Raw genomic sequence first — 16,034 nt, 5'->3', positions numbered from 1 at the left:
CAGCCGTTAAGAGTCGCCACCTAAGTAAAAGAAGTTATCATTTACACCAACCGATTTGACTCCCAACAACTCCTCCCACTTAAGTGCCATTTTCAGCTCAACCCAATCACGAGGCAAAATAAGACCTGCTTCTTCCTCCGCCATTTCCTGACTCATTTGCAAAAGTGCTTTTCGATCAATTTTACCGTTTAACGTTAGGGGAAAAGAATCCAATAAGATGAAGGAACTCGGTACCATAAAACCGGGAAGTTTTTCTAACAGATAGCTGCGAATTTCTTTTATAGTGGGGACCGGCTGTTTACCTGTCAGGAAAGCAATTAATCGCTTATTTCCATCCGGACCCTCCTTCACCATAACAACACTTTCTTTGACCGCACTATGTTGTTTTAAAACCACCTCCACTTCTTTTGTTTCAATACGATACCCTCGAATTTTGACCTGGTAATCTTGCCTTCCTAAATATTCAATATTCCCATCTGACAAAAAGCGCGCTAAATCACCTGTTTTATATAACTTTTCTCCTTGATGACTACGAAAAGGATGGGCAATAAATTTTTCAGCAGTCAACTCAGGCTGATTCAAGTATCCTTGTGACAAGCCTGCACCACCGATAAATATCTCGCCAGGAACCCCAATCGGAACAATCTGATGTTCAGAATCTAAAATATAGATTTGAGTGTTGGCAATGGGTTTTCCAATATGAACTTTTAATTCCGGATCTCTGGGAATAAGCGCATAAGTTGAGTAAGTCGTTGTTTCGGACGGCCCATATAAATTATTTACTTTCTCAATCCACTCTTTTTGATAGATCTGTTGCACCAGTTTTTCATCTAATGCTTCACCGGCCAAATTTACCACTTTTACAGATCGAGGAATCCCCTCAACCTTTAGCAATTCGGCAATCGCTGTCGGCACAGTGTTGATCAATGTCACTTCTTGTGCGTTAGGCAACTCTGCCAAATATAAGGCATTTTCCGCCAGGATCACTTTTTTCCCCCGGCATAAAGGGACAAAAATCTCAAAGATTGAAAGATCAAAACAAATCGATGTGGATGCCAGCACTCCCGCAAGTTCTTCATCAGAAAACACGTTTTTGGCCCAGGAAATCATTGCGACTGCTTGTTTATGTTGAATCATTACCCCTTTGGGCTGCCCAGTGGAACCGGAAGTATAAATAACATACGCCAGCTGGTCCGCATTTGTTTTTCTATTTATAACACCATGCTTGTCTGTGTTTCTCTGCCCGGTAACCAAAAAATTCATTTTCGTATCATTTATGATATAAGCCAAACGCTCTTTGGGGTAATCGGGATCCAGTGGAACATACGATCCTCCGGCTTTAAGTATTCCCAGTAGTCCCACAATCATATCAAACGTGCGATCCATGCATATACCCACAAATACATTGGGGCCAACTCCCTTTTGTTGCAAAAAATAAGCCAGTTTGTTAGCACGCTTATTCAATTCCAAATAACTGTATCTCATCTCCCTATCAATTACAGCGATCGCATGGGGATTTATGTCTACTTGTTCTTCAAATAACTCATGAATGCATTTCTTATTTGGAAACCAGGTATCTGTTCCGTTCCATTCCGTCAGCAGTTTCCTTTTCTCCATTTCCGTCAATAAGGGAATGGATGAAATCTTTTGCTTCGGATTTGCTGCGATTGCTTTAAGCAAGGTTTCATAATGCCCCATCATTCGTTCCACCGTATCGGAATCGAATAATTCTGTAACTATATTCAAGTACACAGGACAAGCCATCTTCCAATTCCGTAATGGATAAAAACAAATCAAACTTAGCCGTATCGTTGTAAACTTCTACTGGTTCAAATACCAAACCAGGCAATTCAAGCGGAGGCAGGGGTGCATTTTGCAAGGCAAACATGACACGGAACAGGGGAGATTGACTTACATCACGTTCCGGTTTTAATTCCGCTACCAGCTTTTCAAAGGGAATATCTTGGTGCATATATGCTTCCGCAAACATTTCTTTTACTTTTTTAACCAATTGCTGAAAGCTCGGGTTACCGGATAAATTTGTCCGCAAAGCAAGCGTATTCACAAAAAAGCCAATTAACCCTTCTATTTCGCTGCGATTGCGATTCGACACAGGTGTGCCCACAATAATATCTTCTTGGCCCGAATAGCGATAAAGTAACACAATAAATGCTGTAAACAAGGTGACAAAAAGAGTGACTTGTTCCTGGATGCTCCAATGCTTTAATTCGTCCAATAATTTTTGAATTTAAGGGTAACAATATCTCCCTTAAAGACCGACCGAGTAGGTCTCGGTCGGTCCGCAGGCAATTGCAACACCGGAAGCTCATTCGTAAATAAACGTTTCCAAAACGATAGCTGTCTGTCCCAAACTTCTCCCTGCAAATACTCTCGTTGCCACTGGGTATAATCCGTATATTGGACAGGAAGCTGCGAAAGAGGAGAGGGCGCTTGATCCAAAAAAAGAGGGATACAATGAAACAAGCTCTTTGATAAAAACTCCCATCGATCACCCGTCCGTGATAATATGGTGCATATTCACAATAAAGAAATATTCTTGTTACTTAGTTGAACCAAATTCACGCGAATCAACGGCCCTGTTTCAAGATTAAACGAATGATGCGCTTCCTTTTTTGCCAGCTCATACGCTTGATCATATCGTGTATCTCTGGGTTTTTCCTCAAGGTGAACCACTGAAAAAGGCAATGCCAATGATGGTAGAATTTTTTGCACAGGTCCTTCAGAGCCATCCACAAAAATTGTGCGCAAAGAACCATGGCGACGCACAATCTCATCCAAGCAATCTTTCAACACCACTATGTTTAATTCACCAGTTACCTTCCAGACCGATATCATATTGAGTTGACATTCCGGCAGCTCCTGTAATGCTTTTCTCACATGTGGGACGGACAGCACATCTCCACCTGCAATCAAGTAACGAACCTGGCATAAACTTGACAGATTATAGTCAACCATTTGATTAAATAAACCGGATGTTAACCATAAAACCGTAATTTGCTGTTCTTGAATAAATGCCCCCAATTCCTCCAGAGACGGGAGATATGGCGGAAACACAACAAGTTCCGCACCGTTCAGCAAGCTTCCCCAAATCTCAAATGTCGCCGCATCAAAGGAAACCGGCGCAAACTGCAACCATGTTTCATGAGGGGAAAAAGGGATGAACTCCGTCTCTTTTACTAAACTGACAACGCCCCGATGTGTTACACATACTCCCTTTGGCTGACCTGTCGAGCCAGAGGTATACATAATGTAAGCCAATGATGATCTGGGCGTTGAGTCTGACAAATTTCTTTTATCTTCAACTTTAAGTTCTTCCGCCAATGTTTCATCATAAACAATGGGTTCGGCCTGATGTGAGGGAATATGATTTAAAAACTTTTCTCGCGTGATCCATAAAGCGGGATCGGCATCTTCAACCATATAAGTCAAACGCTCTTTTGGATAGTGAGGATCAAGCGGGACATAAACACCACCCGCTTTTAAGATGGCCAACAGTGTCACAACCATTTCTGCGGAACGTTCCAGACAAACAGCGATCCTTGCTCCATCCGTCATCCCTTTTTTCCGCAAATAATGAGCCAACTGATTCGCTTGTTCATTTAACTGCTCATAAGTTAAACTCTTTCCTTCAAATGTTAAAGTCTTTCTGTGCGGCGTATCTTGAGCCTGTTTCTCAAACACATGATGAATGGCCTCCTCTGACTCTCCCCAGTCCAAGCTTCCGTTTTGCCCGCAGAGATCCAGCAATTCTCTTTTTTGCTCATCAGTTAAGATCGGTATATCGGAAATGGTTTGCTTGGGGTTTTGCACAATCTGCTCCAGTAAAGTACAAAAATTCAAACCAAATCTTTCAATGGTTTCTTTATCGAACAAATCAACATTATATTCCAGCGCTATCGTTAACCCATCTTCCTCTTCAGTTACTTCCACGTTCATATCAAATTTTGCGGTTTCACTCTCTAGATCCATTGCAGTAATAGTTAAATTGGGCAGTTCCCACTTATGCTGCGGCGTATTGTGCAGAGAAAACATCACTTTAAATAAAGGTGAATGTGAAGCATCCCGGTCTGGGCACAATTCTTCCACCAATTTTTCAAATGGCAGATCCTGATGGGCGTAAGCCTGCAAAGCCATTTTGCGTACACGCTTCAATAGTTCACGAAAAGAAGGATTTCCGGACAAATCCGTCCTCATTACCAACGTGTTTACAAAAAAGCCGATCAATTTCTCCAGCTCTGGATGATTTCGATTGGCAATCGCAGTTCCTACCAGAATATCCTCTTGTTGCGTATATCGGTATAACAAAGTATTATAAGCCGCCAACAGCGTCATGAACAAAGTTGATCCTTCTCTGGCGCTCAGTTCTTGTAATCTTTCCGTTAAGTCTAATGATATTTTCACAGTATGAATGGCCCCATTGAAGGTTTGCCCTACCGTTCTTGGTCTGTCTGTCGGTAAAAGAAGCTGGGGTAACTCTCCATCCAAACAGGACCGCCAATAATTTAACTGCTTGTCTAATACTTCATCGCGCAGCCACTGCCGTTGCCAGACGGAATAATCCGGATATTGGACAGGCAAATCTTCCAGAGGAGAAGGTCTTCCTTCAGTAAATACTTGATATAACGTCGTCAGTTCACTTATGAAAACACCTCTTGACCATCCATCGTAGACAATATGATGAATATTGAATATAAACAAATGGTCGTTATCCTGGAGTTGGACCAGTGTCGCTCGAATTAAGGGGCCTTGTTCCAAGTTAAAAGGTTTTTTCGCCTCTTGTTTAGCTAAACGGCAGGCTTTTGCTTCACGCTCACTCTCAGAATACCGGCGCAAATCCACAACGGGCAACTTTATGTTGGATGGGTGATGAATTTTTTGTACTGCCTCACCATCCACTTCTAAAAATGTTGTCCTTAAAGCTTTATGCCGTAAAATGATTTCACTTAATGCTTTTTCCAACATCTTCCTATCTAAGATCCCTTTGATCCGGATGGCAAACGGCATATTATAGATCGGGCTGTTCGGTTCTAATTGGTCTAAAAACCATAAACGCTGTTGTGCGAAGGATAACGGGACAGTTTCTGCGTCATTGGATAAGGCCTTTAACGGTGGAACAGCTTGTATCTCATCTTTCGCCAACAGCTTTGCAATCGTATCAGATAAAACCGCCACAGTGGAAGATTCAAAAATGCTTACTAAAGGAATATCCACTTCAAACGCATTTCGTAAACGGGCGATCAACTGCGTCGCAACAAGCGAATGGCCCCCTGATTCAAAGAAATCTTCATCCCTGCCAACTATTTTTTTGTGCAATACTTCCGAAAATAAGCTGGCGACGATTCGTTCGATTTCGTTTTGTGGAAGAGCCATGCTTGTATTGATGTCATTTTTTTCTTGATTGGGTATGGGCAAAGCTTTCCGATCTGTTTTGCCATTTGCCGTTAATGGCAATTTAGGCAGAAACACAAACAGATTAGGAATCATATATTCAGGAAGAATCTCTTTTAAAAAAGATCGAAACTCTTTTTCTTGTTCCTGCTCTCTTTCTTTTGCTTTTACCAGATAAGCCACCAGATTTTGGTTTGTTTGTTCATCTTCTCTCACCACAACCACTGCATCATTGACAGCCGGATGCTTTTTAAGAATCCTTTCTATCTCTTCCAACTCAATGCGAAACGGAGTTTTACCTGGTTGTCTTTTCGCCCGACAAACACAATCTCACCACCGGGCAAATAACGGGCAATATCGCCTGTTTTATATAAACGCATCCCTAATGCATCACTAAAGATAAAGCGCTCCGCTGTTAAATCTGGCCGGTTTAAATAACCCTTGGCCAGGCCGTATCCACCAATATACAATTCGCCTGAAACCCCGATGGGGACGGGTTGCAATTGTTCATCTAAAATGAATAGTTTCGCATTGTTGATCGGTCGTCCAATAGGGATACACTGTTCCTTGCTGTTTCTGTCACATATCCAATAGGCAGCATCAATACAAGCCTCCGTTGGCCCATAAAGATTGATCAACTCGCTTGGCAAAGTAGAAAAAAAGCGTTCCTGCAAATCGGCTGTCAATACTTCTCCACCACTAAATACACGTTTTAACACACTGAGCAAATCCCTCTTGCTCAAGAAGAATTCGCTACTGCGTAGGAACAACTTGGAGAACGGTAATTTGTTTCTGTTGAATTGTTTCAATCAAGTACTCCGGGTCCAATTGTCCTTTCGGTTTAGCAATGACCAATGCAGCTCCTGCCAAAAGTGGCGCAAATATTTCCCAAATGGAAGCATCGAAGCTAAATGAAGTTTTATGCAGTACTTTATCATCCACCCCCAGAGGAAATTTATCCTGCATCCACAACATATGGTTGCATAACGCCCGATGCGGGATAATCACACCTTTTGGCAAACCTGTAGAGCCTGATGTGTAGATCACATATGCACTTTGGTTTTCTGATACGGGTCGCTGAATATCTGTTTTGTCCTCAAGCAGGATGGATTTCTGTTCCTCCAAATAGAGAATGTGAACCTCTGGCTCCAGATCCAGGTCATTTGGTAAACATTCTCTGGTTGTAATCAATAACGAAAGCCGGGCATCTTTGATGATAAATGCCAGCCGTGCCTCAGGATAATCCTTATCAAGCGGAAGATATGCCCCACCAGCTTTCAGCACCGCCAACATAGTAATCACCATTTCAAGTGAACGTTCAAGGCAAATGCCTACTACCGTCTCCGGACCTACCCCTTCTCTCTCCAGATAGCGGGCATACTGGTTCGCCTGATGATTTAATTCAGCATAAGTTAAATGCTGATCTTCAAATTGAACGGCAATGTTGTTCGGCGTCTTTTTGACCTGCTCTTCAAATATTTGATGCAAACCAGCCTCGAGCCGGAAGTTTGCTTCTGTTTGATTAAATACTTGCAAACTCTTCTTTTTCTCCACCTCATTCAATATGTCTAACTGGTCAACAGGTAGTTTTGGATTAGATAAAGCTTTTTCCAGAAGGGTCATGTAGTAGTCAGCCAATTGAGTGACAGCAGCTTGATCGAACCATTGTGCATCATAATGAAACTCTAACGTAAATCCATGATGGTCTCTGACACCAGACAATTTAATCTTAAAATAATCCAGCCAGTGATATTGGTTCAGCAAAGAAAAAGTAATCTCTGAACCACTGGCCCATTGAGTTCGATCTTGAAAATCAAAACCAAAAGAAAAACAGCGTTCTTCCGTTTCCATATGATCCCACGAGAAACATTCATGATATTCAGTCATTTCACATAAACGTCTGTTTAACTTGAGCAGCAAATCTTGAAAAGACTCATGTTGTAAGGTGTGGGTGAATGGAACATATCTGGCTAACGGTCCAATCACTCCCCTTAATTCTTCATCCTCCCGCGGATCACAAAGCGTTCCCACTGTCACTAGCCCTTGCTCTGTTATTCGATGAAGAAGTGTATACCAACAAGTCAGAAACAGCGCTTGCTCACTCACTTTCTTCTCCCGAGCAATATTTTCTAACTTTCGCAACTGCGACTCATCCAAAGACAGGAAAATATGCTCCGGATGACATGATTGCCAAGGATCATTACATATGAATGTTTTTTCAAAAGATTGCAAGTTTAATTTAGAAATTTCTTTATCTTCCCAATACTCCCGTCCCATATCCGCTTCGGGATCCACAAGCAAATCATTAAACCACTCAGATATCATGACATATTGCAATGGTTCATGGTCACTCTCGATCTGATCATAACTATCACGAAGCTGCGTTAATAAGGATGAATAATCATTATCCAAATACATCGAGGAGGACCCTAGAATTAAAATCTGTTCCGTAGCAGACAATTTCAGCCAAACCGCCTGGATTGACGGCATTTCTGCCAAGGAGTAAGGCTTGTTCAACATTTCTTCAAATAGTGAACGGGTGTATCTTTGTTGCTCAGCTTGACTTTCCTTTGTTAAATCGTGACAGGTGATGGATACTTCTCCCGGCTCCTGAATGACTTGTACCGGAAAATTCATACCGGGCATTTGCACAAAGCTGGTTCGCAAAATATGATTCTGTTGAATCATTCGTTTCAATGCCTTCTCCAATCGCTGGTGGTCAACCGTCCCCTGCATAAGAATTGAATATTGAACTTTGTAAGGAGAAGACGAATGATTTTTTCCCAAAAACCATAAATGCTTTTGCTGCGGGGACAAACGGAAGCCCTCAGTCATGTGATTTTCCATGATTTCTTCACTCTCCTTGGCGATGAACTGGCTCTCCCATCGAAACTAAAACTTTACGCTCCCCTTCAAATGGATTTCTCCCATGCGCAACCAGCATGTTATCCAGCATTAATACGTCCCCTTCCTCCCATTTAAAGGTGATGGTTGCTTGTCGATACGCTTTTTTTATTTCGTCAATCACTTCATCTTCAATGGGGGTTCCGTCACCATAATAAGTACTAAAAGGTAACCCGTCTTTACCAAATTCATTATGAAACATGGTTCTTAACCGTGGCTCTAAACTGGACTCATGCCAAAAGACAATATGGTTAAACCATAGAGATTCTTTGGTGTCCGGATGTATGGCAATAGCCGGGCGAACCTGTGTTGTACGCAAACGGTTTTCATCTTTCCACTCACGTGAAATTCCATTTTCTTTACCATAAGCATCTACTTCATGTTGCAAATCAGTGTGAAAAACACGCTGCCACGGAAGTCCAAACCCATCACCAAAATTTCTGACTAACATCCATCCTTTTTCTTTAAATGTATCAATAATTTTTTTATTGATAAGTTGATATACTTTACGTACATCTGCAATTGGCGTTTCCCCTCCTTTGTCTGCATTTTTGATACAACAAAACCAGATTTTTTTTGGCCATGTATTTACATAGGATAGTTCGTTATGCAAATCAATCCTTTGTGTAGCTGGAAATTCCGTAGAGGTGTACACTTTTTCGCTTATTTTTGTACGCGGTGTAGCCCCTTCTTTATAAGTCATTGGCTGTGAACAAATAGCGTCGACTAATTGATGAAAATCTACTTGTTTTTTTACTTGAAACCCTCTAAACAAAATTCCGCCACACTGTAATAACTGCTTTTCTACCCACTCAGATTGCTGCTTCAACCATTCAGTTAAATTCATATCAGGATAAGTAGGTTCTATGATTAAAGGCAATGCTTGTCCGTCAGAAAAACGGCGTTGACGGACCATTTCTTGTATATCCAACGGAATCGCCTTCATCTCTCGTTGTTTCCTGTTTTTATGCTAGGCCTTTTTCATTTACATCTCCCTCTTTTAATTTTTTTTACCTCTCTTATACATCTCTTTTTTCTTTGTCAACCATTGCTTGCGATTATCTTGATTTAAATGTTCCACGATTTCATGTAACCTTAGTTCAGGATTGTTTATAATCAGCAGGATAATTTTTAAAAAACGAGAAGCTAAAACTTTCATTGTCGATGCATAAAACAAATCTTTGTTATAAGTAAATGACGCCTGTATTTTCTGTCTAACAAAAGCAATGGAGAGCGAAAGATCAAAGTTTGTCGTTTCTGGGGCCACTGGAACCTGCTCAAAAGCAAGATTTTCTTTGAGGTATATGTTGAAAAACAAGCCATGCTTGAATCAAAAGCGGATACCGCATATCCCTTTCCGGCTTCACCTCCTCAACTAAACGATCAAAAGGAAAATCTTGATATCTATAAGCATCCATTGATATTTGCTTCACATGTTTCAATAGTTCTTTAAAAGTCAATTTTTCAGACAGTTTTGTTCTTAAAACAATGGTATTTACAAAAAACCCGATAAGATCCTTCACCTCCTCTTGTTTTCTGTTCGCAATCGGGGAACCAATCAAAATATCTTCCTGTCCTGTATAAACATGCAATAAAATACTATACGCAGCAAGGATCACCATGAACAAAGTTGCTTCTTCTTGTTGCCCCAACGATAATAATTGATCCGCCGTCTCTCTGCTGATCGTCAATGTCTCTGTAGCACCTCGATACGTAAAACGTTCTGGTCTGACTTGATCCGCAGGCAATTGTAAAACAGGTAAGTCACCTTGAAGTTGTTGTTTCCAGTATTCTGCTTGCTCCTTATGCCGGGAGCTGTTTAAGCTTTTTCTCTGCCATATGGCAAAGTCGGCATATTGAATCGACAATTCCGGTAAGGATAGGGACTGGTTCATAAGAAAACTCTCATAAATGACGGCCAATTCTTTGATAAAAACTTCCATTGACCAGTCATCCGAAATAATATGGTGCATACATAAAGCAAATACAGATTCTGCATCAGCCAGGCAAAACAACTGTGCCCTAAGTAGCGGTCCTTTCTCTAAATCAAAGCGTTGTTCGGTCATTTTCCTTGCAGTCTGAACAACTTGATCCATTTGTTGATTTTCAGATATATGATTCAAATCGGTTTTTAGAAGGGGTACTTGTAAGGAAGGTAAGATGTTTTGAAATGGTTGGCCTTCTTTTTCAATGAAAGTGGTTCTAAGAGACTGATGCCTGCTTACAATATGGTTTATGCTTTTTTCCAATATGATTGGATCACAATAACCTTTTAATTTCCAAACAGTTAACACATTGTAGGATGTTGACAGACCTTCTTCTAACCGGTCGAGAAACCAGAGCCGTTGTTGAAAAGAGGATAAGGGAATTTCATATGCATGATCTGCTTTATTTATCCCCACCTGTTGTTTTGTCTTAGATTTTAGTGTGTATTGAATCAGTCCGGCCAACTTTCTAACAGTTAGAGCTTTAAACAAATCAGAAATCGATAAGTCCACCTGAAAACAATCCTGCAGCTTCATTAAAACCTTTGTTGCCAACAAAGATTGTCCACCCAAGGCAAAAAAATGATCATCGATACCAAACTGCCTCGCATCCAACACTGAGGTCCATATATTGTAGATTTTTTCTTCAGTAGAATCACGGGGGGAAATTTCGGAATGATTGTAGGAGAGATGGGTTTGCTTCATGTAAAGCACTGCTTTTCGGTCTTTTTTTCCATTTGGAGTGAGCGGCATTTTCTCCAATAAAATATATCGGGAAGGAATCATATAATGAGGCAATCGATCGCTTAAAAACGTTCGTAATTCTGTTACATGTAAATGGTGCAAAGCCTTTACATACGCGGTTAACAATTTCTCGCCCTGTTTATTTTCCTCTACCAGCACGACTGCATCCTCAATTTTTGCAAATTGGGTTAAATGGTTTTCAATCTCTTCCAATTCCACACGATATCCATGAATTCACTTGATTATCCACTCTGCCAATATATTCATAATCGCCATCTGGAAGCTTTCTTACCAAGTCACCAGTTTTATATAAGCGCTTGTCCGGGAATAGCGGATGAGAAATAAAATGCCTTTCAGTTCGTTCCTGATTGTTTAAGTATCCACGAGCCAATGTCTTTCCACCAATATAAAGCTCACCCGTTTCGTTTATATCACACAATTGAAGTTGTTCATTTAAAATGTAAAATGTGACACCCGAAATCGGATGACCAATCGTAATGTGATTTGCGTTCGTCACATCATGAGCAGTGATGGAAATGGTCGTTTCTGTGGGCCCATACATATTGTACAGGGCAGCAGATGTCACTTTCCTCGTTTGTTGCAATAACTTTTCCGGCAAACTTTCTCCGGCAAAAAAGATTTTCTTTACTTTATGTAAACCTTTTGTTCTTGTGCATGATATAATTTGTTGCATTCGGGTAGGGGTAATATTGATAATATCCACATCATATCTAACCAGTAACTCATTCAGTAACACAGGATCTAACTGTTCCGTTTCATCAGCCAAAACCACAGTCAAACCAAAAGCAAGCGAAATCAATATTTCAAAAATCGACGCATCAAAAGAAATGGTTGCCAGTGCCAGGAACGAACGGTCCTTTGATAAATCTACCGCCTGTGAAAAACTTTTCACCCAATGGAACAAAGCCTGATGCTCAATCATGATTCCTTTCGGTTTGCCTGTTGACCCGGATGTATAGATAACATATGCAACACCATGAGGCACCGCACGAGAAGGAACATATTTATTTACTTTTTCGTCGTGATTCCAATTCATATGGGTACAACGTTCCGGCATAACCTCTTTAATGAAAGCCGAATTTGATCATCGGTAATGATTAAGCTGAGATTTGCGTCATCCACTATGCTCTTGATCCTTTCCTTCGGCAACTTCGGATCAATCGGCACATAGGTAGATCCTGATTTTAATATTCCCAGCATAGCAACGGCCAGATCGATGGATCGGTTCATGATCAAACCAACAAACGATTCTCTTTGACACTTCAGTTTCTGAAGCAAAGAATAAGCCTTCTGGTTTGCTTTCCTGTTTAATTCTTCATAAGTAATAATAACTTCACCAAATTTAACCGCTGCCTGATGCGGCTTTTTTATCGCTTGCTTTTCAATCATGTCAACAATGGTGTGAATATTTTCATCAAAAATAACTATCACCTTCCCGATCACTTACTAAAAGTTTTTACTACTAAAATCATCATAAGATTCACGGTAATTTTTATCAAATGTTGTTTTAATTAGAAATAGTATGATAAAAGTTATACAATGAGAAATCATCATTTATTATGTAATTTTCGTTGTTGATTATAAATTTTGAAAGTTGCACATACAGAAAGGATGTCATTCATGTGGATCTTTACAATCAATTAACCAAAGAAACTTTTCCGTCTCTTCTTAAAAACAAAAAATTTATTTTACTGCTTTCATCCAGCCTTTTGTCTGGCTTTTCAGTCTCGATTTATCTTTTATTTGAACAACTGTATGTGCTACAACAACTCCGCTTAAACGCTTCCCTTCTTGGGATCGCAATGATTGCAACGACAACTCCCCGTGTCCTGTTTATGGCCGTTGGCGGAGTGATAGCTGATCGATTTTCACGCTCTGTTATTATGTTTCTTTCCTTATCTTTTCGTTGCCTTCTGGTTTTTGCCATGCTGCTGCTCCTGCTAAACGGTCAATTACAGATCTGGTACCTCATAGCCATTGCTTTCTGCTTTGGTTCATTGGATGCTTTTTTTTGGCCCGCAAGAGACTCACTGGTTCCTTTGCTTGTAAATAAAAACCAAATCACGAGAGCAAATTCCTTTATGCAAACAGTCAGTCAGTTATCTTTATTGGCTGGACCTATAGTAGGAGGGGTTATTCTGACCCGCCTTGGATTTAACGGAGCGTTAACCTGTATTTTACTGATCCTTTTGCTTGGCAGCTGTTTACTTTATTTGATCAAGGCCCCTGCAAAACAAGTAACCCGCTCGTCTACTTTTTTGAAAGACTTACATGAAGGATTTGTTTATGTTATCCAGTCCCCATTGCTTTTTTCAATGACTAGCCTGTTTGTTACCGTCAATTTCTTTTTTCTAGGCCCTCTCATGATTGGCATTCCGATTATCGCCAGCCATGTTCTAAAAGGAACCGCATTTGAGTTTAGTGTTTTGCAAAGCGCACTGGGAGCAGGTATGTTATTGGGCGCCTTAGTTACCAGCTATATGAATCTTCGCAAAAAAAGAGGGTTAATTACCCTCTGTCTGCTGTTGCTAGAAGGGGCTTTACTTGTTTTAATGAGTCAGTTGACTATCTTTTTCTATTTGATCCTGGTCCTTGTTATTTTAGGCATGTGTATATCAACTATTAACATTTATTCCTTCAGTCTTATTCAGGAGAATACAGAACAGAGCAAATTAGGCAGAGTCATCAGCTTGAGTACAACTGTGTCCATTGGGTTAATCCCGATAGGGTATGGGGCTGTATCAGGAGCACTGTCTCTCCATATTCCTATTGACCAAATCCAGCTTGTAAGTGGAACTATTCTCATGGCCATTTGCATGTTTATGATTCTGAAGTCAAAAGCAATCCGTTCTGCAAATTAACTCATTCTTTTATTAATTATTTGCCACTCTGAAGAGTTTTTACAGGTCATACTTATCAGAAAAAAACTTGGCACCGCTTTTTTACAAAATTCCAGTGGTACTTCAGACAATTGAGTAGGAGGAGGTGACTAACCCCCGTCCTCTCAGTCGAGTAGCACAGGGGAATCTCACCCCTATGCTCTCACAGATCCGGACATGAGCCTCTCGGCTCATCCGGCTCCTATCGTTCAGCCGTTACCTTCAAGAATCGCCAATGAGTAAACAAGTATGGCTCTTTTTCGGAAATACGCCGAAGCCATTGTCTTGCTCGCTGGCGCCGTCCTTTGAGTCGTTTAAATTTTCGTATCGCCCATCGGACAATAATTCGGTCTAAGTAATGCAATGTTGGATAAAAAGCAGATTTATAGTAGCTGCTATAATAGTTCATCCACCCTTGTATGACAGGATTGAGCATACAGGCTAGATCATCAAGAGATTTGTCGCTTCGCAGTTGTAAGCGCCAGCTTCTCATAGTTTGCCTTATCTTACGGGCTGCTTTATTGCTAATCGCTGGAGTAAAGTTAATAAAACACTTTCCCCAACGATTCTTTGAGAGTCGAGGTCGAAAAGTAAACCCAAGAAAGTCAAACGTCTCATTTGGATAGTTTCCTTTTCGATCATCATCTTTGCAGTAAACTACTTTTGTTTTCTGAGGATGTAAGTCTAGTCCACATTCTGCAAACCGTTGCTTAAGTTGAGTAAGTAGCTTCTGCGCTTGCTCTTCACTTTTACAGTGACAAATTACATCATCAGCATACCTCTCAAAAGGAATATTGGGTTGATGGATTTGCATCCACCGATCAAATGTATAGTGAAGAAAAAGATTTGCCAGTAGAGGACTAATGACACCGCCTTGCGGTGTCCCTTTTTCCCTTTTGACAAGGATTCCATCTGCTTCTTGAACTGGTGCCTTAAGCCACCTTTCAATGTATAGAATGACCCATTTACAATCTGTGTGCTTGTGAACTGCTTTCATTAAAAGCACATGATCTATGTTGTCAAAGAAGCCTTTAATATCCAAGTCAAGAACCCAATTGTACTGCCAGCATCTTTTCCTCGCTACTCCCACCGCTTCTATTGCCGACTTCTTTGGTCGATATCCATAAGAGTCGGGATGGAAATGAACTTCTAGCTCAGGTTCTAAGTGTCGTTTCACAACAGTCTGTGCAATTCGATCCATCACCGTTGGGATCCCCAACGGTCTTATCCCTCCGTCACTCTTCGGAATGTTTACTCGGCGAACAGGTGGAGGAAAGTAGCTTCCAGAAGACATTCGATTCCAGAGTTTGTAAAGGTTATTCCTCAAATCACGTTCAAACTCCTCAATGGATTGCCCATCAACACCCGCAGCTCCTCGATTTTCTTTTACTTGTTTGTATGCCTCCCAGACCTCTTTCTTACTAATTTGAAACGGCTTTGCTTTATTCACAAGAATCCTTCCAAATTTGGTTGTTCTTTGTTATAAAGCTGAACGATGTCGCTCCTTCGCTCCAGTCTTATTACAGACCTTCTTCACTACTACAAGCGACTCCGCCCCTGTGTCCCGCATTGGTACTCTCACACTTATGGGGCCTCCACTTGTGTTTCTCCCTTCACATCGGAACGACAGGTTCCCACGTTCCACACAAAAGCCTAAGCCAAGTTCACGCCGCCTTTATGCCGGACGCCATCTAGGCAGTAAGCAGGTTTCCCCTAGACTGATCCTAAGGCAGTGGTGCTCCTTAGTTTTGACGTCATCCATACGTTTTCGACACGTCTTCAGCAGTTCGTCTACACTCGTCTCCTTGGCTCACACCTGACAAGATCAAGTCCTGCCTTTTCCTCAACGCTCACCACAAAAGCTCTTTACCTTTGCAGCTTGAGGTGGTTTGAAGTCTGCTCCTGCAAACCGACTTCGAGGGGCCTACCCTCATCTTCTGTGCAGCACCGCACACTTTCAGTGTGCGTTCGTGGCACACCACCACCGTACGTACCGTTCGGTATACGGCGGTTCACTTAAGTCTGACGAATTAGGTCATATCTTGCCTTTATGCTCTTTAAACCTTGACTCTGCCAGTAGGCAGAGTTTAGT

10 protein-coding genes and 1 pseudogene are annotated in these 16,034 nt (G+C 41.1%); 1 reads left to right on the top strand and 10 read right to left on the bottom strand.

Features of this window, described 5'->3' with window-relative positions; all coding sequences use genetic code 11:
• Positions 1 to 6: 6 nt before the first annotated feature.
• From I8U27_RS11945 to I8U27_RS21010, 9 genes and pseudogenes are all read right to left on the bottom strand, one after another.
• Entirely contained in the window at positions 7 to 1,698 is a 1,692-nt protein-coding gene (locus I8U27_RS11945; protein WP_181752411.1) for a non-ribosomal peptide synthetase, read from the bottom strand.
• A pseudogene (locus I8U27_RS11930) lies at positions 1,685 to 5,625 on the bottom strand (condensation domain-containing protein). The gene I8U27_RS11945 and the pseudogene I8U27_RS11930 overlap by 14 nt, the downstream one beginning before the upstream one ends.
• Positions 5,626 to 5,672: 47 nt before the next feature.
• Positions 5,673 to 6,152, bottom strand: coding sequence for an AMP-binding protein (locus tag I8U27_RS21020; RefSeq protein ID WP_258567782.1), 480 nt, complete (start codon positions 6,150 to 6,152; stop codon positions 5,673 to 5,675).
• Positions 6,153 to 6,162: 10 nt separating this feature from the next.
• Positions 6,163 to 8,256 (bottom strand): AMP-binding protein, encoded by a 2,094-nt coding sequence (locus tag I8U27_RS11920; protein ID WP_181752416.1) that lies wholly within the window; start codon positions 8,254 to 8,256, stop codon positions 6,163 to 6,165.
• 7 nt (positions 8,257 to 8,263) lie between these two features.
• Positions 8,264 to 9,259, bottom strand: a complete 996-nt coding sequence (locus I8U27_RS11915) for a TauD/TfdA family dioxygenase (RefSeq protein ID WP_181752417.1) — start codon at positions 9,257 to 9,259, stop codon at positions 8,264 to 8,266.
• Between the two features lie 54 nt (positions 9,260 to 9,313).
• Positions 9,314 to 9,580: a condensation domain-containing protein gene (locus tag I8U27_RS21015; protein ID WP_181752418.1), complete on the bottom strand. Its 267-nt coding sequence runs from the start codon at positions 9,578 to 9,580 to the stop codon at positions 9,314 to 9,316.
• A 10-nt stretch (positions 9,581 to 9,590) separates the two neighbouring features.
• Complete coding sequence (locus tag I8U27_RS11905) at positions 9,591 to 11,255, bottom strand: condensation domain-containing protein (RefSeq protein ID WP_181752419.1); 1,665 nt, start codon at positions 11,253 to 11,255, stop codon at positions 9,591 to 9,593.
• Entirely contained in the window at positions 11,242 to 12,120 is an 879-nt protein-coding gene (locus tag I8U27_RS11900) for an AMP-binding protein (RefSeq protein WP_181752420.1), read from the bottom strand. The genes I8U27_RS11905 and I8U27_RS11900 overlap by 14 nt, the downstream gene beginning before the upstream one ends.
• The gene (locus I8U27_RS21010; protein WP_181752421.1) at positions 12,096 to 12,494 is read right to left on the bottom strand and encodes an AMP-binding protein; all 399 of its coding nucleotides are present in this window, start codon (positions 12,492 to 12,494) and stop codon (positions 12,096 to 12,098) included. Before I8U27_RS21010 ends, I8U27_RS11900 begins: the two co-directional genes overlap by 25 nt.
• A gap of 191 nt (positions 12,495 to 12,685) precedes the next feature.
• Between I8U27_RS21010 and I8U27_RS11890 the strand changes: the two genes are divergently transcribed.
• Positions 12,686 to 13,924 (top strand): MFS transporter, encoded by a 1,239-nt coding sequence (locus I8U27_RS11890; RefSeq protein ID WP_181752422.1) that lies wholly within the window; start codon positions 12,686 to 12,688, stop codon positions 13,922 to 13,924.
• 220 nt (positions 13,925 to 14,144) lie between these two features.
• Here the strand turns inward: I8U27_RS11890 and ltrA are convergent, their stop codons facing one another.
• Positions 14,145 to 15,392 carry a group II intron reverse transcriptase/maturase gene (gene ltrA, locus I8U27_RS11885; protein ID WP_181752423.1) on the bottom strand — a complete coding sequence of 416 codons (1,248 nt, stop codon included), beginning with the start codon at positions 15,390 to 15,392 and terminating at the stop codon, positions 14,145 to 14,147.
• Between the last annotated feature and the right edge of the window lie 642 nt (positions 15,393 to 16,034).

It is taken from the genome of Paenactinomyces guangxiensis (genome assembly GCF_016055185.1).
GTDB lineage: Bacteria > Bacillota > Bacilli > Thermoactinomycetales > Thermoactinomycetaceae > Paenactinomyces > Paenactinomyces guangxiensis.
Note: the sequence above shows the minus strand (reverse complement) of the source record. Positions and strands in the feature narration are given on the sequence as shown.